The organism is Paraburkholderia sp. BR10923 (genome assembly GCF_040948765.1).
Classification (GTDB): Bacteria; Pseudomonadota; Gammaproteobacteria; order Burkholderiales; family Burkholderiaceae; genus Paraburkholderia; species Paraburkholderia youngii.
The window spans coordinates 33365-53051 of the sequence record NZ_JBFPKO010000027.1 but is presented as its reverse complement, the minus strand read 5'-3'; the positions used below and the strand labels follow the sequence as shown (position 1 = coordinate 53051).

Annotated in this window: 20 protein-coding genes; 14 read left to right on the top strand and 6 right to left on the bottom strand. The window is 62.0% G+C overall.

Annotation, left to right across the window (positions count from 1 at the left end):
- Positions 1–104: 104 nt before the first annotated feature.
- Positions 105–1319 carry an NO-inducible flavohemoprotein gene (gene hmpA / locus AB3X94_RS34235; RefSeq protein ID WP_368613807.1) on the top strand — a complete coding sequence of 405 codons (1215 nt, stop codon included), beginning with the start codon at positions 105–107 and terminating at the stop codon, positions 1317–1319.
- A 78-nt stretch (positions 1320–1397) separates the two neighbouring features.
- Positions 1398–2264 (top strand): MBL fold metallo-hydrolase, encoded by an 867-nt coding sequence (locus AB3X94_RS34230; RefSeq protein ID WP_368613806.1) that lies wholly within the window; start codon positions 1398–1400, stop codon positions 2262–2264.
- 185 nt (positions 2265–2449) lie between these two features.
- On the opposite strand, the gene AB3X94_RS34225 is transcribed toward AB3X94_RS34230, so the two are convergent.
- The 3 genes from AB3X94_RS34225 to AB3X94_RS34215 all read right to left on the bottom strand — a co-directional run bounded on the left by AB3X94_RS34225 (position 2450) and on the right by AB3X94_RS34215 (position 6000).
- Positions 2450–2965: a hypothetical protein gene (locus tag AB3X94_RS34225; protein WP_368613805.1), complete on the bottom strand. Its 516-nt coding sequence runs from the start codon at positions 2963–2965 to the stop codon at positions 2450–2452.
- Positions 2966–3117: 152 nt separating this feature from the next.
- Entirely contained in the window at positions 3118–4845 is a 1728-nt protein-coding gene (locus tag AB3X94_RS34220; RefSeq protein ID WP_368613804.1) for a tannase/feruloyl esterase family alpha/beta hydrolase, read from the bottom strand.
- Positions 4846–4857: 12 nt separating this feature from the next.
- A complete protein-coding gene (locus tag AB3X94_RS34215) occupies positions 4858–6000 on the bottom strand; it encodes a porin (protein WP_176111679.1) in 1143 nt (380 codons plus the stop codon).
- A 501-nt stretch (positions 6001–6501) separates the two neighbouring features.
- On the opposite strand from AB3X94_RS34215, the gene AB3X94_RS34210 reads away from it, so the two are divergent.
- From AB3X94_RS34210 to AB3X94_RS34170, 9 genes are all read left to right on the top strand, one after another.
- Entirely contained in the window at positions 6502–6819 is a 318-nt protein-coding gene (locus tag AB3X94_RS34210; RefSeq protein WP_176111680.1) for a hypothetical protein, read from the top strand.
- 535 nt (positions 6820–7354) lie between these two features.
- Positions 7355–8803: a Fe-S cluster assembly protein SufB gene (gene sufB, locus AB3X94_RS34205; protein WP_368613803.1), complete on the top strand. Its 1449-nt coding sequence runs from the start codon at positions 7355–7357 to the stop codon at positions 8801–8803.
- Positions 8804–8817: 14 nt separating this feature from the next.
- A complete protein-coding gene (sufC, locus tag AB3X94_RS34200) occupies positions 8818–9600 on the top strand; it encodes a Fe-S cluster assembly ATPase SufC (RefSeq protein WP_368613802.1) in 783 nt (260 codons plus the stop codon).
- A 42-nt stretch (positions 9601–9642) separates the two neighbouring features.
- Positions 9643–10968 carry a Fe-S cluster assembly protein SufD gene (sufD, locus tag AB3X94_RS34195; RefSeq protein ID WP_176111683.1) on the top strand — a complete coding sequence of 442 codons (1326 nt, stop codon included), beginning with the start codon at positions 9643–9645 and terminating at the stop codon, positions 10966–10968.
- The gene (locus AB3X94_RS34190) at positions 10965–12218 is read left to right on the top strand and encodes a SufS family cysteine desulfurase (protein ID WP_368613801.1); all 1254 of its coding nucleotides are present in this window, start codon (positions 10965–10967) and stop codon (positions 12216–12218) included. Before sufD ends, AB3X94_RS34190 begins: the two co-directional genes overlap by 4 nt.
- Positions 12215–12664, top strand: a complete 450-nt coding sequence (gene sufU, locus AB3X94_RS34185) for a Fe-S cluster assembly sulfur transfer protein SufU (protein WP_368613800.1) — start codon at positions 12215–12217, stop codon at positions 12662–12664. Before AB3X94_RS34190 ends, sufU begins: the two co-directional genes overlap by 4 nt.
- Before the next feature lie 44 nt (positions 12665–12708).
- A complete protein-coding gene (locus AB3X94_RS34180; RefSeq protein ID WP_368613838.1) occupies positions 12709–13047 on the top strand; it encodes an SUF system Fe-S cluster assembly protein in 339 nt (112 codons plus the stop codon).
- A 1-nt stretch (position 13048) separates the two neighbouring features.
- Entirely contained in the window at positions 13049–13399 is a 351-nt protein-coding gene (locus tag AB3X94_RS34175) for a Rieske (2Fe-2S) protein (protein WP_368613799.1), read from the top strand.
- Between the two features lie 9 nt (positions 13400–13408).
- Positions 13409–13651, top strand: a complete 243-nt coding sequence (locus AB3X94_RS34170; protein ID WP_176111688.1) for a hypothetical protein — start codon at positions 13409–13411, stop codon at positions 13649–13651.
- 64 nt (positions 13652–13715) lie between these two features.
- On the opposite strand, the gene AB3X94_RS34165 is transcribed toward AB3X94_RS34170, so the two are convergent.
- On the bottom strand, positions 13716–14141 hold the full coding sequence (locus tag AB3X94_RS34165; RefSeq protein WP_368613798.1) for a CBS domain-containing protein: 426 nt from the start codon (positions 14139–14141) through the stop codon (positions 13716–13718).
- Positions 14142–14307: 166 nt separating this feature from the next.
- On the opposite strand from AB3X94_RS34165, the gene AB3X94_RS34160 reads away from it, so the two are divergent.
- The 3 genes from AB3X94_RS34160 to AB3X94_RS34150 all read left to right on the top strand — a co-directional run bounded on the left by AB3X94_RS34160 (position 14308) and on the right by AB3X94_RS34150 (position 17584).
- A complete protein-coding gene (locus AB3X94_RS34160) occupies positions 14308–16599 on the top strand; it encodes an FdhF/YdeP family oxidoreductase (RefSeq protein ID WP_368613797.1) in 2292 nt (763 codons plus the stop codon).
- A 475-nt stretch (positions 16600–17074) separates the two neighbouring features.
- The gene (locus AB3X94_RS34155) at positions 17075–17221 is read left to right on the top strand and encodes a hypothetical protein (RefSeq protein WP_368613796.1); all 147 of its coding nucleotides are present in this window, start codon (positions 17075–17077) and stop codon (positions 17219–17221) included.
- A 48-nt stretch (positions 17222–17269) separates the two neighbouring features.
- Positions 17270–17584 carry a four-helix bundle copper-binding protein gene (locus tag AB3X94_RS34150; RefSeq protein ID WP_176111692.1) on the top strand — a complete coding sequence of 105 codons (315 nt, stop codon included), beginning with the start codon at positions 17270–17272 and terminating at the stop codon, positions 17582–17584.
- A 39-nt stretch (positions 17585–17623) separates the two neighbouring features.
- Here the strand turns inward: AB3X94_RS34150 and AB3X94_RS34145 are convergent, their stop codons facing one another.
- Both AB3X94_RS34145 and AB3X94_RS34140 read right to left on the bottom strand, forming a co-directional pair.
- Positions 17624–18532 carry a LysR family transcriptional regulator gene (locus AB3X94_RS34145; RefSeq protein WP_176111693.1) on the bottom strand — a complete coding sequence of 303 codons (909 nt, stop codon included), beginning with the start codon at positions 18530–18532 and terminating at the stop codon, positions 17624–17626.
- A gap of 206 nt (positions 18533–18738) precedes the next feature.
- Entirely contained in the window at positions 18739–19569 is an 831-nt protein-coding gene (locus AB3X94_RS34140; protein ID WP_176112008.1) for a 3-keto-5-aminohexanoate cleavage protein, read from the bottom strand.
- Positions 19570–19687 lie beyond the last annotated feature (118 nt).

Genomic DNA, 19687 nt, shown 5'->3' with positions numbered 1-19687 from the left:
GAATGCCCCAGGAACTTGCATGTGAGCGAGGCACTCGACTCAGATACCCGCGCTGCTGCGCGCACGAGCGAGGTAACCAGTCGTCCTACTGCAGGAGGAAAGAAATGCTGACGCAGAAAACCAAGGACATCGTAAAAGCGACGGCCCCGGTTCTGGCCGCGCACGGCTATACGATCATTCAACGTTTCTACAGACGGCTCTTCGAAGCGCATCCCGAACTGAAAAACGTTTTCAACATGGCGCACCAGGAGCAGGGGCAGCAGCAGGAAGCGCTCGCGCGCGCCGTGTACGCATACGCCGAGAACATCGAGGACCCCGGCAGTCTCGCCGCGGTGCTGCGCAATATCGCCAACAAGCACGCGAGCCTCGACGTGAAAGCGGAGCACTATCCGATCGTCGGCGAACATCTGCTGGGCGCGATCAAGGACGTGCTCGGCGACGCCGCGACCGACGACATCATCTCCGCGTGGGCGCAGGCATACGGCAATCTCGCGGACGTGCTGATGGGCATGGAGTCCGAATTGCGCGAAACTCGCGCGGCGCAGCCAGGCGGCTGGACCGGATGGCGCACGTTCGTCGTCAAGGAGAAGCGGCCCGAGAGCAGCGTGATCACGTCGTTCATTCTCGAACCGAAGGACGGACAGCCGGTCGCCAACTTCGAGCCGGGACAGTACATCGGCATTGCCGTCGATGTGCCCGCGCTCGGCCTGCAGCAGATCCGGCAATACAGTTTGTCCGACGTGCCGAATGGCCATAGCTATCGGATCTCGGTCAAGCGCGAGAGCGGCGAGGCCGGGCGGCCGGCGGGCTATGTGTCCTCGCTGCTGCACGATCACGTGAACGTCGGCGACGAGGTGAAGCTGGCAGCGCCGTACGGCACGTTCTACATCGATGTCCATGCGAAGACGCCGATCGTACTGATCAGCGGCGGCGTCGGTCTGACGCCGATGGTCAGCATGTTGAAGCGCGCAATTCAGGACCCGCAGCGGCGCGTGGTGTTCATTCATGGTGCACGCAACGGCGCGGTGCACGCGATGCGCGACCGTCTGCAGCAGACCGCCGCCACCCAGCCGAACTTCCGCGCGATCGTGTTCTATGACGCGCCGCTCGATACCGACGTGCAGGGCCGCGACTACGACAACGCCGGTTTCATCGACCTCGGCAAGCTGCGCGACGAGATCCTGTTGCCCGACGCCGACTACTACATCTGCGGTCCGGTTCCATTCATGCGGCTACAGCACGACGCATTGAAAAACCTGGACATTCACGAGTCGAAGATTCACTACGAGGTGTTCGGACCAGATCTGTTCGCTGAATGACGCATACGGCGAGTTCCGCGCAACAGTTGCCGCGGAAGCGTCAAGCAGGAATGCAGTTCCCAAGACGGGGAGTGCGGCATGAGAGTGCACCATCTGAACTGCATTTCGACCTGCCCGTTGTGCGGCATGGTGTTCAACGGGCAACCCGAATCGTTGATTCGCCGCGGGCATCTGGTCTGCCATTGTCTGCTCGTCGAAAGTTCGGCGGGGCTCGTGCTCGTCGATACCGGTTTCGGTCTGCGCGATGTCGCCGATCCCTATTCGCGCCTCGGCAAATTCTTTCTGAGGCTGCTGAAGCCCGAGTTCCGGAATGAAATGACGGCGATCAGGCAGATCGAGCGGCTTGGTTTCGACCCGGCCGAGGTGCGCCATATCGTCATGACGCACCTCGATTCCGATCACGCGGGCGGCCTCGATGACTTTCCGCACGCGACCGTGCACATGCTCGCGAGCGAGCGTCAGTACGCGGCACAGCAGAAGACCTGGCTCGACCGGCAGCGCTTCAGGCCGCAGCAGTGGTCGTATCAGAACTTCTGGCGCGTGCATTCGCCGCAATACACCGAGCGCTGGGAAGGCTTCGCGAAGGTGCATCCGATCGAGGAACTCGCGAGTGAGATCGCACTAGTGCCGCTCCGAGGCCATACCTATGGTCAAGCGGGCGTCGCGGTGAACGGCGACGGCGGCTGGTTGCTGCTCGCAGGCGACGCCTATTTCGACAACGGCGAGCTCGACCCGGTGCGTCCGCATTGCGCGCCCGGGTTGCGCTTCTATCAGTGGATGCTCGAAAAGGACCGCGCGGCACGACTGTACAACCAGCGCCGACTGCGCGATCTGGCGAAGCGGGCGAGTCCCGCGCTGAGGATTTTTTGCAGCCACGACGTCGACGAATTCGAGCGGCTCGCGGGCCGTTCAGTGGCGGTGTCGGCGGAGCAGATGGCAGGATGATGGTGCGCGACGCGTTTCGCGTGGAGAACTGTCCGCGACGCAGGGCTTACGGACAGACTGCGGTGCGGACCGGTTTCCTATACTCGATTTGTCCTCCGCTTGGACTCGTGGGGACAGCGTTCTCAAATGCGCTTGTGGCGACCATGCCGGTCAAAGGCTGGTCGCTTTTTTTGCGCGCGCAGTCTTCATCGATCCGGCCGCCGCAGCAGCGCGGCCGCGAGCAGGCCGGCGCCGAGCACCAGGTAGACGTTGCCGAGCGAGCGACGCGACAGGTGCGCCTCGAATCCCGGCGTGAGCCGGTTGGGCACCACCTTGTAGTCGACCACGTACGCGCTTGCCACCGTCGCGGCGGCGGCTAGCGCGGCGGCGCCGGGCCGTCGTGACGGGACAGGGCCGGCCATCCGGTCAACGAGTTGCTCGAACAGGAATGCCCAGAAGATGGCGGCCGCCTGATGGATCGCGAAGCCGGTCACCGTATGGCGGATGCTGAAGCCGCGTTCGCGCAACGCGCGTTGCGGCCACACGGAGTGGGTAACCGCATTGATCGGCGCGAGCGGGCTGCCCGATGCGTCCGCGGATGCCGCCGAGGCCGTCGCCGCCGACAGGCACCCGGACAAAAGCCCCGATGGGACGGCCCGGCGTAGCGTCGCACAGACGGCCTGATACCACGGCGAACCGATTTTGTACTCGCGCATTTTCATGGCAGCGCTCCAGTGCGGGGGCGCAAACGCACGCCCGATGATCGCGGACAGAGGTATGCGCAAGGAGCAGCATGTCGCGTTCCGCACGGACGGGACAGCGCATCGGCCGGGGCCGACTGCGCCGATTCCCTCGCCAGGTCAGAGTCAGTGCCTTAGCTGCAAGTGAAACTACTCGCCGAGTTCACGTCTCCACTCGTGTAGCGGGCCACCTTCGGGTAGGCGCACAGCGGACGCGTGCGCCCGGCACCCCAGCTAGTCGGCACTTCGCTATTCGGAATCGCGTTGCTGGTGTCGCGGGCCGTTGCGATGACCTGGTTCGGTGCTTGCCCCTGCTCGACCCATGCCACCATGGGCGTCAGCATGTCGAACTGATCGGCCGTCGGACCGCCGCTGCAGTGGTTCATCCCCGCTACCGTGAAGAGCCGCGCGAAATTGCTTGCGTCTCCGCCACTAGCCGTCGATAGGCGTTGATACCAGTCGGTCGTATCGTTCGACGAGAACACCGGATCGCTCGTTCCGTGATAGACGATCAACTTCGCGCCCCGGCTCCGCAGACCGCTCAGATCGGTCTCGTTCGGCGGGGTCATGAATGACCACGAAGACTCGGAATAGATCCCGCTCGTGGCGAAGATCTTCGGCGCATCATTGTCCATGCTGAAGTTCAGACCGTAGGCACCCATCGAACCGAGGATCGAAGCGCTTTGCGGCGGCGACGTAAACACGAAGGCTGCGGCGGCCGGATCGAGGCTGATGGAATTGCCTTGCTTCCACGCGGCCCAGCCTGATCCGTTGATACCGACATCATAAGGAAAGCTCGCATAGAGCGCCGTGCCGGCGCTGTTTTTCGCCCCGGAGAAAATATTTCCAACCGCCTGCTTTTGAGCCGCCGTAAGACAGCTGCCGTCGCGCCCATTGCTCGAACACGTCGGTACGTCGGTGGCCAGATTGAAGTTCGCCTGGCACGCTTTGATGTCCTGGACCATTCCGTCCGCCACACCATCGAGCGAATCACACTTCGCGATGATCTTCGATGCGATCAGCTGCCTTTCAGTAGTCGTCAAGCCGGTGGTGATATCGGCAATGCCGGACGAGGTCGTCGCGGTCGCGACGGTGGCGAGCTGTTGCGCGCTCCACAACTCCCCGATCGCTGCCTTTGGCAAATGAAAGCCGGGGTCACCGGCAATGATGCCGTCGTAATCCGCGAACGATCTGGCTGCCGCCACCATCGCATGACGGCCGCCGTTCGAGCAGCCTTCGAAGTAGCTGCGGTCGGGGCCCTTGCCATAGGCCAACCTGATCACCTGCTTGGCCATCGGCGTGAGCGTAGCGACGGCGTTATAGCCATAGTCGAGACGCGCCTGGGGATCGAGACCGAACAACGGGTTTTGCGACCCGGAATGACCTGCATCCGAACTGATCACGGCGAAGCCCATGTTCAGCGCGTTGTTCAGCGGGCCCCCGCCACTGAGCACCCCCGTCGCCGGCGTCACATTGCCGTCGAGACCACCGTTGGCCTGATAGAAAAAGCGGCCATTCCACGCAATTGGCAGCCGCATTTCAAAACCGATCGCATAAGTCCGGCCGTCAACGGCGCTCGTGCGTTGATTCATTTTTCCTTCGATCACGCAATGTTCGGGGACGGAGTTTCCCGCCACCGTGAGCGTTCCGGCCGGCACGTCGGTGCCTGAGGTGAAGGTCGTGTTGGCAAACGTCAACCTGGCGGCGAGCGCGGCGCAGTCTCCCGACAGCGTCGCGGGTTGTGCGGCGGAGAGCCGAGGCAATTGCGTCGCACTGGTTGAGAGGGAGTCGGAACCGCCGCCGCAGGCCGCCAGCATCGCGGACACGGCCGATACGCATACAGCAATTGAAGTTCGTTTCATTTTCGACCCGTATCAGAACATGTGTTTGATGCCGACCATCACGCCCGTTTGACCCATGCCCGCGCCTGGCGTGGTCCCGCCACCGCCGCCGCTGACCGAATAGCGCGCCTTCGCACTGTTCGCCAGATACGCTGCCTGCGCATAGACCGACGAACGCTTGCTCAGCAGATAGGTGGTGCGTAACGTTCCCATCGTGGCGCGGGTATCGTGGTCGCTATTGATGATGCGAAACACTTCGCCATCGAGGAGGAATGCAGGCGTGACCATGTACGAAGCGCCGAGGAAGAACAGGTCCGAACGGATATTGGGCACGCTCGGCGACTGGGTCACTACGCGGCGTCCAATCCAACCGGCGCCGATCTTCGCGCCTGCGTACTGCGCATAGGCGCTCAGTTGCGTACGGGCGTCCTTGTCCGCGGCGTTGATCAGAGGTGTCGGCGCAACACCGTCGAAGAAGTTGGCGGCTGCCGTCGCGCCGCCGCGTTGCTCCTCGTACGACGCGGCAGCGCCGAAATATTGCGAGTCGTACTTGAGCATTGCGGACCAGTCGCGGCATTCCGTGGCGTGGCCTGGAACGGAGCCGGTACAGGTTCCTTGTCCCGGCGAGTTGCCGGTACCCGCAGCGTCCCGTCCGAATGAATAACCCACGCCCAACGTAAAGCCTTTGTACGAGCCGAGATAGGTGATCGAGTTGTCGGTGCGCGCGTTGGGCACATAGGCATCCAGCGAGCCCATGCCGTAGATGTCCGGACCGATGATGTCGGCGCCTTGGACCGCGAGATAGGTCATCGTGTACTGACGGCCGAACGCGAGCGTTCCATACGGGCTCTTCACGCCGATGAACGCCTGGCGCCCAAACAACCTGCCGCCCTGTCCGGAACTGCCATCGCGCAGGTTGAAGCCGCTTTCGAGAGTGAACACAGCGCTGTAGCCGCCGCCTAGATCTTCGTTGCCACGCAGCCCCCAGCGCGATGGGAACTCTCCGGTAACGGATGGCATGCGAACGACGCTGTCGCCGTTCGCGTTCGCGTGTGAGACATACTCGATCCCTGTGTCAACGATGCCGTACAACGTGACGCTCGATTGCGCCGAGGCTCCTGCGCTCAGCGCGCAGAGCGCACCGAACATGAGGACGTGAGTCGACTTCAATTGCATGGTGATATCTCCGGACCTGTTGTTTGCTTTTTTTGTTGAGCTGCGGTTGTGGATCTTGGGTACGACCTGGTCTTTCGCTCGGAGCCGGCGCAGCGGCCTGAGTGCGGCAATTAAATATCAGGTAGGCTGATATTATGGTTAAAAATTAAGCGCGTCCTGAAAACGCGCCCGTCCGTCCGTCGTGATGTTCTGTATTTGATATCAGGTACCCTGACAACGCAAGCGCGAAGTATTCGGTAGATTCCCCTAGTTCCCCCGCACGACCCTGCGTCCGAGTAAGCTTTTAGTCCGTTGGTAGCGCGTATCTTCCATCTCGTAGAGTTGGAGCGGGAATGCAGGATGCGGCGGCCACGGAGCGCCAGGTCGGAAGTGAGGGCGCAAGCTTGCGGGGAATTTCGGCACTGACGCGGGTATTTTTGCAGGCCGTTTCGTGGACGCTGGAGTTATGCAAACAACACACGAATCGGCTTGGGCCCAGTAAGGAGCAAACAGGATGTTGCCATGAGTAATTTGACTACTAGCGTCGCACGACGCGTCGTATTTGCCATTGCGGGGTTCTGGGTATACAGCGGCGCCGCCAGCGCTGCTTGCCCGGCATACGTGGAACTGTCTTCCGGCACGGTCTTCGATCTGGCGAAGCTGATTGCAGACAATGGGTCACCGTCGGCGGCGCTGGAAAAAGCTCGCGCCGATCTGGCGCAAGTGAGCCGCGCCGGTGAGTGTTCAACGATCGAGCACACCCGTCGCCACGCAGAGTGCGTGGAAATCGTCGAAGCGACCCACAGAGCGGTAGCTGCTTTGGAACGTTGTTCCCGGTAGTTCGCCTCGACGCGTGATCCGGTCCGAGCACCGGCATTCGACTACCCTAGGATCCGGCGCACTACGCTTCTCTGGTGTCAAAGATCAGAAGACACCTTCGCGGGAGTTCAAGCTCCGCAATCGTCGTACCTCGACGCAAGCCGCGACAAGGCCGAGTTGACGACAGCAGCGAGAACGTACACGCGCAGTGATGTCTTTCTTTTATCAGCGGCGGCGCGGTGCTAGGGTTGAATGTGAAACCAGACCAGACAGGTACGGTTCGCGGAGGCTTAATCATGTTGCGCATGAGCACGCTTGCCGACTAGGTCACGGTGATCACGATCACAATGGCACGCGATCCGGACACCGTGGAGAGTATTGGCAGCCTCGCCGATGCACGGCTATCCGCTATTGGCTACGGCAGTCGCCAGGCGGATCACGCTGTTTGACGCAATTGGAGCCGTCAGGACAGCCCGCCAGCGGCTACGCACACGTGATTCCGTGATCGCCCCAAGCGCGCGATCGGGCCGCCGCAACGCTGAAAGCGGAGGTCTGCATGAGTTCAAGTGTATCGAGAATTGACGAGCTGATCCGGAGCGAATACCGGCACGGATTCGTGACCGATGTAAAGTCGGATACGTTGCCGCGCGGTGTGTCTGAAGATGTCATCCGCCTGATTTCAGCAAAGAAGAATGAACCCGACTTCATGCTCGCCTGGCGCCTCGCGGCCTACCGGCACTGGCTCACGATGAACGAACCGCATTGGGCATCGGTTGAGCACCCGCCTATCGACTATCAGGACATTGCGTATTATTCGGCGCCGATTGCTCCGAAGGATCGCCCGAAGAGTCTGCAGGATGTCGATCCGGAACTGCTACGCACGTACGAGAGACTCGGCGTTCCGCTGGAGGAGCGCGAGATGCTCGCGGGCGTCGCGGTGGATGCGGTGTTCGACAGCGTGTCGGTCGCGACGACGTTTCGTGAAAAGCTTGGCGCGCTGGGCATCGTGTTCTGTCCGTTTTCGGAAGCGGTGCAGACTCATCCTGAACTGGTGCGGCAATACCTCGGCTCAGTGGTGCCGCATACCGACAACTTTTTCGCTGCGCTGAACTCCGCGGTCTTTAGCGACGGGTCGTTCTGCTATATCCCACCGGGCGTGCGTTGCCCGATCGAACTTTCCACGTATTTCCGCATCAACGCGCAGAACACGGGACAGTTCGAGCGAACGCTGATCATTGCGGACAAGGGAGCCTACGTCAGTTATCTGGAGGGTTGTACTGCGCCGATGCGTGACGAGAACCAGTTGCATGCTGCAGTGGTGGAACTGGTCGCGCTGGAGGGTGCGCAAATCCGCTACTCGACGGTGCAGAACTGGTATCCGGGCGATGCGCACGGGCGCGGCGGCATCTATAACTTCGTGACCAAGCGTGGCGATTGCCGTGAAGCAGACTCGAAGATTTCGTGGACACAGGTCGAAACTGGCTCCGCCATCACGTGGAAATACCCGAGCGTGATCCTGCAAGGCGACAACGCAGTCGGCGAATTCTATTCGGTGGCGCTCACCAACAACTATCAGCAGGCCGACACCGGCACGAAGATGACGCATCTGGGTCGCAATACGCGCAGCACGATCCTGTCGAAGGGCATTTCCGCCGGCCACGGCAGGAACGCCTATCGTGGGCTCGTGAAAATTGCCCGCTCGGCGGAGGACGCGCGCAACTACACACAGTGCGATTCGCTGCTGCTCGGCGATCGCTGCAGTGCACTCACGGTTCCGTATATCGAGGTGAAAAACCCGACCGCGAAGGTCGAGCATGAGGCATCGACGTCGCGCATCGGCGAGGACCAGCTCTTCTATTGCCGACAGCGAGGCCTTTCGGAGGAAGAAGCGGTGTCGATGATCGTCAACGGATTTTGCAGGGAGGTCTTCAAGGAGCTGCCCATGGAGTTCGCCGTCGAAGCACAAAAGCTGCTCGGCGTAAGTCTTGAAGGCAGCACGGGCTGACAGGGACCACGGTCATGCTAGAAATCAGCAAACTGAGCGTTGAAGTAGAAGGCAAGCCGATTCTGCGCGGGGTCGATCTGTGTGTGAACGCGGGCGAGGTGCACGCCATCATGGGCCCGAACGGTTCGGGCAAGAGCACGCTTGCCAACGTGCTGGCGGGCCACCAGCATTACCGCGTAACAGGTGGCAGCGTGCAGTATGCGGGCCGTGACCTGCTCTCGCTCGCGCCGGAAGAGCGTGCACGCGAAGGGCTTTTTCTCGCGTTTCAATACCCTGTCGAAATACCGGGTGTCAGCAACGTGTATCTGCTGAAGGCCGCGTTGAATGCACAGCGCACGCACCGCGGCGAACCCGAACTGGATGCAATGGAATTCCTGCAACTGGTGAAGGAGAAAATGGCGCTCATGCAGATGGACGAAAGTCTGCTTCATCGCGCGGTCAACGAAGGGTTTTCAGGGGGTGAGAAAAAGCGCAACGAGGTGCTGCAGATGGCGGTGCTGGAGCCGCGCCTCGCGATTCTCGACGAAACCGATTCGGGGCTCGATATCGATGCGTTGCAAGTGGTTGCGCGAGGCGTCAATCAGATGCGCCATGCGGACCGCGCAATCGTTCTGGTGACGCATTACCAGCGCTTGCTCGAATACGTCGTGCCCGATTGCGTGCATGTGCTTTCAAAGGGGCGTATCGCGAAATCCGGAACGCGCGAGCTGGCACTTGAACTGGAGCGCAAGGGTTATGGATGGCTCGATGGCGATGCGCCGAACGGGCCGGATTCTGGGCCACTTAACCCGTACTGAAACGAGGCGGTCATACGTGATATCGCGAGGAGTAGACGTCAAATGAGTGAACCGACGCTCGAGTACCTCCATCAGTCTTTCCAGACCCTGTCGAGTACGCTGCCCGGCGCGGAACTTCCGTGGTTGCGCAGCGCGAGGCGCCAGGCGTTCGAAAAATTCGAAGGGCTTGGCTTTCCCACAACTCGGCTCGAAGACTGGAAGTACACGAATGTGGCGACCATCGCGAAGCGGTCATGGCATTTCACGTCGCGGCGCAGCGACGACCTGGATGTGGAGCGCATCGTCGACGATCTCGTGCCCTACGGGACAGCGGGTCGGCTCGTGTTCGTCAACGGCCGCCATATGCCGAAGCTGTCGCGCATGCCGCCTTTGCCGGACGGCGCATTTGTCGGCAGTCTCACGCGTGCCATTCGTGAGATACCGGAGCGGCTGAAAGCCGTCATTGCGCATCAGGCAGCGCCCGATGGCTTCGCGGCCCTGAACACGGCGTTCCTGAGCGACGGTTACGTGGTCCTGCTGCCGCCGGACTGTGCGATCGATGCGCCGCTCGTCATGCTGTTCCTGACCGACGAAGCCGGCCTCGCGATACATCCGTTCAACACGGTACTGGCGGACGGGCGCTCGCGGTGCTCGATCGTCGAGCAGTTTGCCGGTTTTTCCGACGACGCGTATCTGGTCAATTCCGTCACGAGGATCGTGGCGGGCGACGAGGCCGACGTGCAGCATTGCCGCGTCCACCATGAAGCACGCAGCGCGTTCCATATTGCGCATGTCGACGTCTCGCAACGGCGGGCGAGCCGCTTCACGTCGCACTCGTTCGCATTCGGTGGGGCACTCTCGCGTACGCAGATCGACACACGGCTGCAGGCCGCCGATGCCCGCGCCGAACTGAACGGGCTGTATATCGCGAGCGCGAGGCAGCATGTCGATCATCACACGCGCATCGATCACGAGAAACCGCACGGAACGAGCCGCGAGCACTACCGCGGGGTGCTCGACGGTGCGTCACATGGCGTATTCAACGGCAACGTGGTCGTGCATCGTCACGCGCAGCAGACCGACACGCATCAGTCAAACTTCAATCTTCTGTTGTCGCGCGATGCGCAGATCGACACGAAGCCGCAACTGGAGATCCACGCCGACGACGTCAAATGCACGCATGGCGCAACCGTTGGCCAGCTTGACGAGAACCAGCTGTTCTATCTGCGCTCACGCGGCATCGACGAACGCGTGGCGCGGGCTTTGCTCATCTGGGCGTTTGCGCGCAGCAGTCTGGAGCACGTGCGTATCGAGGCGGTGCGCGACCGACTGACGCAAATGCTGCTCGCGCGCACGCCGGAAGGTGAGCGCATTCGGGGACTGGTATGAAACCGATCGAACCTGTGATGATCCCGGACGACGAGACGGTGGCGCGTTGGCGAAGCGACTTCCCGATCTTTCGCGAGCTCATACACGGCAATCCACTGGTGTATCTCGACAACGGCGCGACTACCCAGAAACCTTCGGCCGTGATCGACGCGCAGCGCGACTACTACGAGCATGCAAATGCGAACGTGCATCGCGGCGTGCACGAGTTGTCGCAGCGCGCCACGGACGCGTACGAAGGTGCGCGCGAACGGATTGCGCGCTTCATCAATGCGGCGCGCGCGGAGGAAATCGTCTACGTGCGCGGCACGACGGAAGCGATCAACCTGGTTGCGCAGAGCTATGTGCGTCCTCTCGCGAAGCCCGGCGACGAGATCCTGATCAGCGCGATGGAACATCACTCGAACATCGTGCCGTGGCAACTCGTATGCGAGCAGACGGGCGCGGTGTTGAAGGTCGTGCCGATCGATGACAGCGGCGCGCTCGATGTCGATGCCTACCGGCAGATGATCGCCGAGCGTACGCGCATCGTGGCGATCACGCATGTATCGAACGCGCTCGGTACGATCAACCCGGTTGCGCGGATGATCGAGGCCGCGCACGCGCGCGACGTGCCTGTCCTGATCGACGGCGCGCAGGCGGTTGCACATCTGCCTGTCGACGTGCGCGCGCTCGATTGCGATTTCTATGCGTTCTCCGGGCACAAGGTGTATGGACCGACGGGAATCGGCGTGCTGTACGCCAAGGCGGACAGACTGGAAGCGATGCCGCCGTGGCAGGGCGGTGGCGACATGATCCGCTCGGTGAGGTTCGACAAGACCATTTATAACGCCATTCCATGGAAGTTCGAGGCGGGCACACCGGACATTGGCGGTGCGATCGCGCTCGCGGTGGCGCTCGACTATGTGAATGCAATCGGCAGCGAAACGATCGGCGCACATGAGGCCGGGCTGCTCGCCTATGCGACCGATGCAATGCGTGCGATGCCACATCTGCGGCTGATCGGTACCGCAACCGAAAAGGCGGCCATTCTATCGTTCGTGCTCGACCACGTGCATGCACACGACGTCGGTACGATTCTCGATCAGTACGGCGTCGCGGTGCGCGCCGGCCATCATTGCGCGATGCCCGTCATGCAGCGCTTCGGCGTGCCGGCAACCGTGCGCGCGTCATTCGCGCTGTACAACACGCGGGCCGACGTGGAGGCACTCGTCAAGGCAATGGCGCACGTGCAGGAGGTATTTGGGCAATGAGCAGTCTGCGCGACCTGTACCAGGAAGTGATTTTCGACCACTACCGGAGACCGAGAAACCGTCACCGGCTGCCGGATGCCAATCGCAGGGCGGACGGCTATAACCCGTTGTGCGGAGATCGCATCACGCTGTATCTGCGCATCGAGGATGGCGTCGTGGCGGACGTTGGGTTCGAGGGTGTAGGTTGTGCAATCGCCATTGCATCGGCATCGCTGATGACCGAAGCGCTCAAGGGGCGCACGGAATCGGAAATGGAGGCGCTCTTCGGGGCGTTTCACGACATGATGATGACGGCGCCGCCGGCGGACGCGTCTTCGCACCTCGGCAAGCTCGCGGTGTTCTCGGGTGTACGGGAATTTCCGGCGCGCGTGAAGTGCGCGACGCTCGCATGGCATACGCTCCATGCAGCATTGCATGACGAGTGCGGCACCATCTCGACGGAATGATTAGTGGAGGAAGTGAGGTGAACAGAAAGAGCGCATTCGACTGGCTGAAACGGGCAGATGGGCCGGAGCCCGGCGACGGCGACCTGCGCTCGCGTGTGATCGACGCGTTGCGTACGGTGTTCGACCCGGAGATTCCCGTGAACATCTACGATCTGGGGCTGGTGTACGGCCTGGACGTCGACGGCGATACGGGCAACGTGTTCATTCGCATGACGCTAACGGCGCCGGGCTGCCCGGTCTCGCAGACCTTTCCGGCGACGATCGAAGATGTCGTCTATTCGGTGGCAGGCGTCAATACGGTACGCGTCGAGCTGGTGTGGGAACCGCCGTGGACGAAAGAGCGGATGTCCGAAGCCGCCCGTCTGCAATTGGGAATGCTTTGACATGACAAACTGGGTCGAAGTCGCGGCGATGACGGATTTCCCGCCGGGTTCGGTACGCAGCGTCGATGTGGACGGCACACAGGTGGCGGTGTTCAATCTTGATGGCGTCTGCTACGCGATCGAAGATACCTGTCCGCACGACGGCGGCATCCTGACTGGCGGTGCCGTCGAGGATGATGAAGTGGTATGTCCTCGTCATGGCGCCCGTTTTTGTATCAGAACCGGCAGGGTGCTGGCTCCGCCGGCCTACGAAGACGTGGCGGTGTTTCCGGTGCGCATCGAGGCTGGTGTGCTGCAGGTGCGCGACGCGCGCGACGACGACAGCGCTTCATGGAAGAGACCTTCACCATAGGGAGACTCTATGAAAACCGATCAAGTTACCAAGTACCGCGGTTTGCTGATCCGATCAGTCGTTACTCCCGCGGACAGCGATCGCTATAGGGCGGCAGCCATTGTGACCGACCAGACAGGCGAAGCGCGGACGCTGGGCGTCGACGGCGATTTCGCGGAGCCGAACGACGCTCATGTCCAGGCGACGGAACTCGCGATCGCCTGGATCGATGGGCGCCACGTCGTATCCGATCACTACGTACGCCGGGGATAGATCACGCGACGCCGACACCCCCGTCGAATGGCTGGCTGTTGAGCTCACGGCGCGTATTGCTGCTTTAGCGCTCCGGTTCGCAAGGCGTGGAAATCGCCCCCAGCGTTGAAGAAATTTCGTCATCGGAGCGCGTGGCAAGGTCCCCGAGGGAAAGGATTCCGATCAGGTGGTCGCTTTGATCCACGACGGGAATCCGGCGGACTTGCGCGTCCGCCATCCTGTCCTTGACGGCCTGGACGTCGTCGTCTGCGTAGCAGCAGATCGGTTCACCACTGACGATTCCTTCTATCGTTTCCTCGGGCGACGCTCCTAGCGCTACCGCGCGCGTCACGATATCCCGGTCAGTCAGCATGCCCACGACCTCCCCGTCCTCGCAAACGGGTAGCACGCCGACGTTCAGTTCAGTCATCAATTGTGCAGCTTCTCGTACGGTCAGGCGGAGTCCGATGGACGCTGGATTGCGTGTCATCACTTCTGCAACAGTGGTCATGATCTTCTCCTGCCAGTTGGCCGACGCTGGCTAGCGACAGCTCGTCGAACCGGTCTTTCATCCGTAATCAGCGGCGCAGCAATCACCGTACCGCCCGACGCCGCAGCCGGGAACGTGACGTGCTGACCCATCATGACGTGACATTTTTGACCAGACGGGTGGAGTCATGAGCAATGAAGCCAAAAGCGCTGCATACCCCTACGCATCGGGTGGATGGGGTTCCGTCAAGGCGGTCGCGACGATCCTGCTTCGGGAAAAAGCACCGCTGAAGGATAGCCAGGTTCTGATGCATCAAAACAAGCCCGACGGTTTTATGTGTGTCAGCTGCTCGTGGGCGAAGCCGGCCGATCCGCATACGTTCGAGTTCTGCGAAAGCGGCGCGAAAGCCACTGCGTGGGATCTGACGGCCAAACGCGTAACGCCGGATTTCTTCGAGGTCCACACTGTCTGCGAGCTTGCGAAGTGGCACGATCACGATCTCGAGGAAGCGGGGCGGCTCACCGAGCCACTGCGCTACGACCCGGCTACCGACCGCTACGTGCCGGTGTCGTGGCAGCAGGCATTCGATGCGATCGGCGCCGAGCTGCGCACGCTCGACCCGGCCAGCGTGGTGTTCTACACGTCGGGCCGCGCATCGCTGGAAACCTCGTACATGCTGCAGCTTTTCGCGCGCATGTACGGCACCAACAATCTGCCCGACAGCTCGAACATGTGCCATGAGAGCACCAGCGTCGGGCTCAAGGAAGCGATTGGCGTTGGCGTCGGCACGGTCTCGCTCGACGACTTCGAGAAGACCGACCTGATGTTCTTCTTCGGCCAGAACGTCGGTACGAATAGCCCGCGCATGCTGCATCAGTTGCAGGACGCGCGCAAACGCGGCGTGCCGATCATCACGTTCAATCCTTTGCGCGAACCGGGGCTGCTGCATTTCGCAAATCCGCAGTCACCGGTCGACATGCTCACACCCACCGATACGCAGATCAGCACGCAATACCATCAGGTGAAGACGGGTGGCGATACCGCCGCGATCCTCGGCATCTGCAAACTCGTGATCGAAGCGGACGATCGCGCGGTCAGTACGGGCGGCGCGCGGGTCGTCGATGTCGATTTCATCCGCGAGCATACGAACGGCTACGAGCAGTTCGCGCAGTACGCGCGCGCGGCGAGCTGGGACGACATCGAACGCGTGAGCGGCTTGCCGCGCACCGCGCTCGAAGCGGCCGCCAACGAATACATGAAGGCGAACGCGGTGATGATCCACTATGGCATGGGTGTCACGCAGCATCGGATGGGCGTGCAAAACGTGCGCATGCTGTGCAATCTGCTGCTGCTGCGCGGCAATGTCGGCAAGCCGGGCGCGGGGCCGTCGCCGGTGCGCGGTCATTCGAACGTGCAGGGTCAGCGCACGGTCGGCATCACCGAAAAGCCGGAACTCGCGCCGCTCGATCAATTGGCCAGGCAGTTTTCGTTCGAGCCGCCGCGCGAGAAAGGCATGAACATCGTCGAAGCCTTCGAGGCGATGCTCGATGGCAAGGTCAACGCGATGATCAACCTCGGCGGCAACCTCGTGCGCTCGGTGCCCGACCGGGTGCGCACCGAACCGGCCTGGGCCGCGCTCGGGCTGACCGTCAATGTGGCGACCAAGCTCAATCGCAGCCACCTGGTGCACGGCCAGCGCTCGTATCTGCTGCCGTGCCTGAGCCGCATCGAGATCGACCGGCAGGCGAGCGGCGCGCAAGCGGTGTCGATGGAAGACAGCACGGCGCACTTTCATGGTTCGCATGGCATGGCCGAACCGGCCGCGCCGACGATCCGCTCGGAGCCGTTCATCGTCGCGGGCATCGCGAAGGCGACCCTCGGCGAGCGCTCGAGCGTCGACTGGGATGCGTGGCGCGACGACTATTCGCGGGTACGGCTGGAAATGGCGAAGACGTGGCCCGAGATGTTCGGTGATTTCGAGTCACGCATGTGGACACCCGGCGGTGTGATACGGCCGCTGCCCGCGCGCGAGCGCAAGTGGAAGACCAAAAGCGGCAAGGCCGAGTTCATGGTGCCGACTTCGATCGGCGAAGATCCGGACATGCCCGAGCGTGAGCCCGATTCGCTGCGCTTGATGACTCTGCGCAGCGACAGCCAGTTCAACACGACCATTTATGGCCTCGACGACCGCTTCAGAGGCATCAAGGGTTCGCGCATGGTGATCCTGATGAATCCCGCCGACATGGAGAAGCGCGGGCTCGCGCACGGTGACCGCATCGGCCTCGAGACGATCGCGGACGACGGTGTCGAGCGCCGCGTCGACGGGCTGAGCGTCGTGCCGTTCGATGTGCCGCAGGGATGCATCGGCGGCTATTACCCGGAATGCAATCCGCTGCTGCCGCTGTGGCACTACGCGAAAGAGAGCAAGGTGCCGGGGGCGAAATCGATTCCAGTGCGCGTGCTGGCGGCCACGCGGTGAGCGGCGCTGACACAAAAAGGCCGGCATCGTTACCTGTGCCGGCCGCTGAATTACACCCGGGCAGCGCGTGAAGGGCATGATAAGCGCGTGCCCACCTTCATGATAGTCGCGCCAGTCCCGGACTGCAGGTGTCCGTTACTCGACGCTTAGGGACACAGCACGACGCCACATAGTGTTCGTATACTGCGACGTCCCCTACGGATTCGGGGACAGCGTTTCTCCAGAAACGCTTAATGGCGATCACGTCGCAATGTCGGGTGATCGCCTTTTTTCAGGGAGCACCGCTCGAAGGAGGCTTACGCGTCGAATGTGAAGGTAAATAACGCGCGCTCGGGACAGCGCGGCAACCAATCGCCCGATGCCGATCCCATGACGCACATGCGCCGCATCGGCGTCCCTGGCCGATTGTGGTGCGTCGCGGGTCTGCCGCATGCTCACTGACAGGCATATCGAACGAAACCTGAAGGAGCAGACCATGAGCGCAACGCAGCATTCCGTGCAACAGACGCCCGCCAACGACGACGACACGGACCTGACGAACATGCCGGGCGAACCGGAGCCGCCAACCACCGAAGATCTCCCCGATCTGCCCGAGCCGCAGGAAGTGGGCGAGGACGGTTGACGCGCGCAGCCGCGGAGTTGCCGCACCATCATGTGCCAAGGAACCGCAATGACCCCCCAGGACTGTATCGACGCGCTCGACCGTTGCGCGAGCGCCTGTACCCGGTGTTACTCCGCGTGCATCGCTGAGCGGCATCTCGATGAAATGGAAAAATGCATCCGGCTCGACATGGATTGCGCAGCGCTGTGCCGCTTGACTTCGGAGGCCCTCGCGCGCGACACGCAGTTCATGCGCGATTTCTGCGACCTCTGCGCGCGCCTCTGCGATGTCTGCGCCGACGAATGCGCGCGTCATCCGGCGCAGCATTGCCAGGATTGCAGCGATGCGTGTCGCCGTTGCGCGGAAGCGTGCCGCGCGCTATGACGGAACGCGGGTCCGCGTGTGACCCGCGGCACGCAACCTTTAGCGCCGCGGCTTCGAGCCCTTCCAGTTCGACTTGCGTGCGAACTCGACGAACGAACCCAGATAGTCGAGCGACGCATCCGCATCGCGCGTGCCGAGAAAAATCTGCTTGGCGATGCCGGCCTTGCCGAGCTTCACGCTGACCACCGGCATACGGTCGGCGTATTCCTCGGCGAGCCAGCGCGGCAGCGCGGCCACGCCGCGCTTGCTTGCGACCATCTGCAGCATGATGTCGGTGGTCTCGATCGTCTTGTGACGGCGCGGGGCGACGTCGGCGGGGCGCAAGAACAGGTTGTAGATATCGAGGCGGTCGGTGTCGACCGGATAGGTGATCAGCGTTTCATCGACGAGCTGTTCGGGCTCCACGTAACGCGCGTTGGCCAGCCGATGCCCGTCGGCCACCACCAGCACCTGCTCGTAGTCGAACACGGGTTCGAAGCTGAGGCCGGGCCGCTTCAGCGGATCAGGCGTGACGAGCACGTCGATGTCGTAGCCGAACAGCGCGCCGATGCCGCCGAACTGGAAGCGCTGCTTGACGTCGACATCGACATCGGGCCAGCGCGCGAGGTACGGCGACACGACCTTCAGCAGCCACTGGTAACACGGATGACATTCCATGCCGATGCGCAGTGTGCCGCGCTCGCCGTTCGCGTATTGCTTCATGCGCGCTTCGGCGTGCTCGAACTGCGGCAGCAGCCGATCGGCGAGCGACAGCAGATACTGACCCGCCTGCGTGAGGCGCAGGTTGCGGCCGTCACGTTCCCAGACCGGCGTGCCGAGTTGCTGCTCGAGCTTCCTGACGGTATGGCTCAGCGCTGATTGCGTCAGATGCAGCGCACCGGCTGCCGCCGTGAGCGAGCCCTGCCGGTCCACTTCGCGGATCAGGGTGAGATGAAAGCGTTCGAGCATGACGGAGTATGAGATTCGACAAAGTGCGACGCGTATCGTAGCGCGATTATGCGGTCGGGCTGCAAAACCTGGAGACGAAGCGACAGCCCGACGCCGGGAGCATTGAGCGAATACCTACGGCTCGGAGCCCCGGTCGGGCTGAGTAGCGCATTCAGGCGCCCCCTTACGCGGACGCCGGACGAGAGCGAGTGGCCCGCCCCGTCGGCCTATCTCGGAGGAAGATCGAGCATTTCGCGCGCTTTGGCCGCACTTGCCACCGGCCGGCCGTATTCATCACACAAAGCGGCCACCCGTGCAACGAGTTGCGCGTTGCTCTTTGCCAGCGTGTCCTTGTCCCAGCGCACATTGTCTTCGAGACCGGTGCGGCAGTGCCCGCCCATTTCAAGAGTCCAGTGATTGACCTCCAACTGGTGTCGTCCGATACCAGCGGCGGTCCATGTTGCATCCGGCAATAGCGTCTTGAGTTGCTGGACCTCGAACTCGAGAATCTCGCGGCGCGCAGGCAGCGCGTTCTTTACACCCATCACGAATTGAACGTGCACCGGAGACTTCAGCAGCCCTTGCTGAACGAGATCTGCCGTGCTGTACAACATTGCCAGATCGAAGACTTCGATTTCCGGTTTGACATCGTAGTCGAGCATCATTTGCGCAAGCGCGCGCACGAAGTCCGGCGGATTTTCATAGACGGTAGTCGGGAAATTGACGGAGCCCGTTGCCAGCGACGCCATATCCGGGCGCAGGTCGAGCATGGCGCCGCGTTGCTCGAACGAACGGCCACGACCGCCTGTCGAAAACTGAATGATGATGTCAGGGCAGTGCTTCCGGATGCCGTCCTGAAGTGCGGCGAAACTCGATCGGTCGGAACTCGAGTTCTCCTGTTCGTCGCGCACGTGCAGATGAACGAGGGATGCCCCGGCTTCGTACGCTTCCTGGGTGCTTTCGATCTGCTCGGAGATCGTGATCGGCACAGCCGGGTTGTCCTTCTTGCGCGGAACTGAGCCAGTGATCGCAACTGAGATGATGCACGGTTCACTCATGGCTAACGCTCCCGTTCCCGATTTTCCATTTTCCAAGTCTAGTTCAAAAGGGTGCAACTTATATTGCCGGGGACGGGGACAGGTTCGCGTCTATGAATAAAAGATTCGGGGAGGCTAC

What these genes read in the sequence shown, in the direction of transcription:
- AB3X94_RS34210 (WP_176111680.1), top strand. Translation starts at nt 6,502, where the DNA reads ATGAGTAATTTGACTACTAGCGTCGCACGACGCGTCGTATTTGCCATT.
- AB3X94_RS34165 (WP_368613798.1), bottom strand. Translation starts at nt 14,141, where the DNA reads ATGACCACTGTTGCAGAAGTGATGACACGCAATCCAGCGTCCATCGGA.
- AB3X94_RS34215 (WP_176111679.1), bottom strand. Translation starts at nt 6,000, where the DNA reads ATGCAATTGAAGTCGACTCACGTCCTCATGTTCGGTGCGCTCTGCGCG.
- AB3X94_RS34150 (WP_176111692.1), top strand. Translation starts at nt 17,270, where the DNA reads ATGACCCCCCAGGACTGTATCGACGCGCTCGACCGTTGCGCGAGCGCC.
- AB3X94_RS34225 (WP_368613805.1), bottom strand. Translation starts at nt 2,965, where the DNA reads ATGAAAATGCGCGAGTACAAAATCGGTTCGCCGTGGTATCAGGCCGTC.
- AB3X94_RS34160 (WP_368613797.1), top strand. Translation starts at nt 14,308, where the DNA reads ATGAGCAATGAAGCCAAAAGCGCTGCATACCCCTACGCATCGGGTGGA.
- sufC (WP_368613802.1), top strand. Translation starts at nt 8,818, where the DNA reads ATGCTAGAAATCAGCAAACTGAGCGTTGAAGTAGAAGGCAAGCCGATT.
- AB3X94_RS34175 (WP_368613799.1), top strand. Translation starts at nt 13,049, where the DNA reads ATGACAAACTGGGTCGAAGTCGCGGCGATGACGGATTTCCCGCCGGGT.
- AB3X94_RS34170 (WP_176111688.1), top strand. Translation starts at nt 13,409, where the DNA reads ATGAAAACCGATCAAGTTACCAAGTACCGCGGTTTGCTGATCCGATCA.
- sufD (WP_176111683.1), top strand. Translation starts at nt 9,643, where the DNA reads ATGAGTGAACCGACGCTCGAGTACCTCCATCAGTCTTTCCAGACCCTG.
- AB3X94_RS34220 (WP_368613804.1), bottom strand. Translation starts at nt 4,845, where the DNA reads ATGAAACGAACTTCAATTGCTGTATGCGTATCGGCCGTGTCCGCGATG.
- AB3X94_RS34145 (WP_176111693.1), bottom strand. Translation starts at nt 18,532, where the DNA reads ATGCTCGAACGCTTTCATCTCACCCTGATCCGCGAAGTGGACCGGCAG.
- hmpA (WP_368613807.1), top strand. Translation starts at nt 105, where the DNA reads ATGCTGACGCAGAAAACCAAGGACATCGTAAAAGCGACGGCCCCGGTT.
- AB3X94_RS34140 (WP_176112008.1), bottom strand. Translation starts at nt 19,569, where the DNA reads ATGAGTGAACCGTGCATCATCTCAGTTGCGATCACTGGCTCAGTTCCG.
- AB3X94_RS34230 (WP_368613806.1), top strand. Translation starts at nt 1,398, where the DNA reads ATGAGAGTGCACCATCTGAACTGCATTTCGACCTGCCCGTTGTGCGGC.
- AB3X94_RS34155 (WP_368613796.1), top strand. Translation starts at nt 17,075, where the DNA reads ATGAGCGCAACGCAGCATTCCGTGCAACAGACGCCCGCCAACGACGAC.
- sufU (WP_368613800.1), top strand. Translation starts at nt 12,215, where the DNA reads ATGAGCAGTCTGCGCGACCTGTACCAGGAAGTGATTTTCGACCACTAC.
- AB3X94_RS34190 (WP_368613801.1), top strand. Translation starts at nt 10,965, where the DNA reads ATGAAACCGATCGAACCTGTGATGATCCCGGACGACGAGACGGTGGCG.
- sufB (WP_368613803.1), top strand. Translation starts at nt 7,355, where the DNA reads ATGAGTTCAAGTGTATCGAGAATTGACGAGCTGATCCGGAGCGAATAC.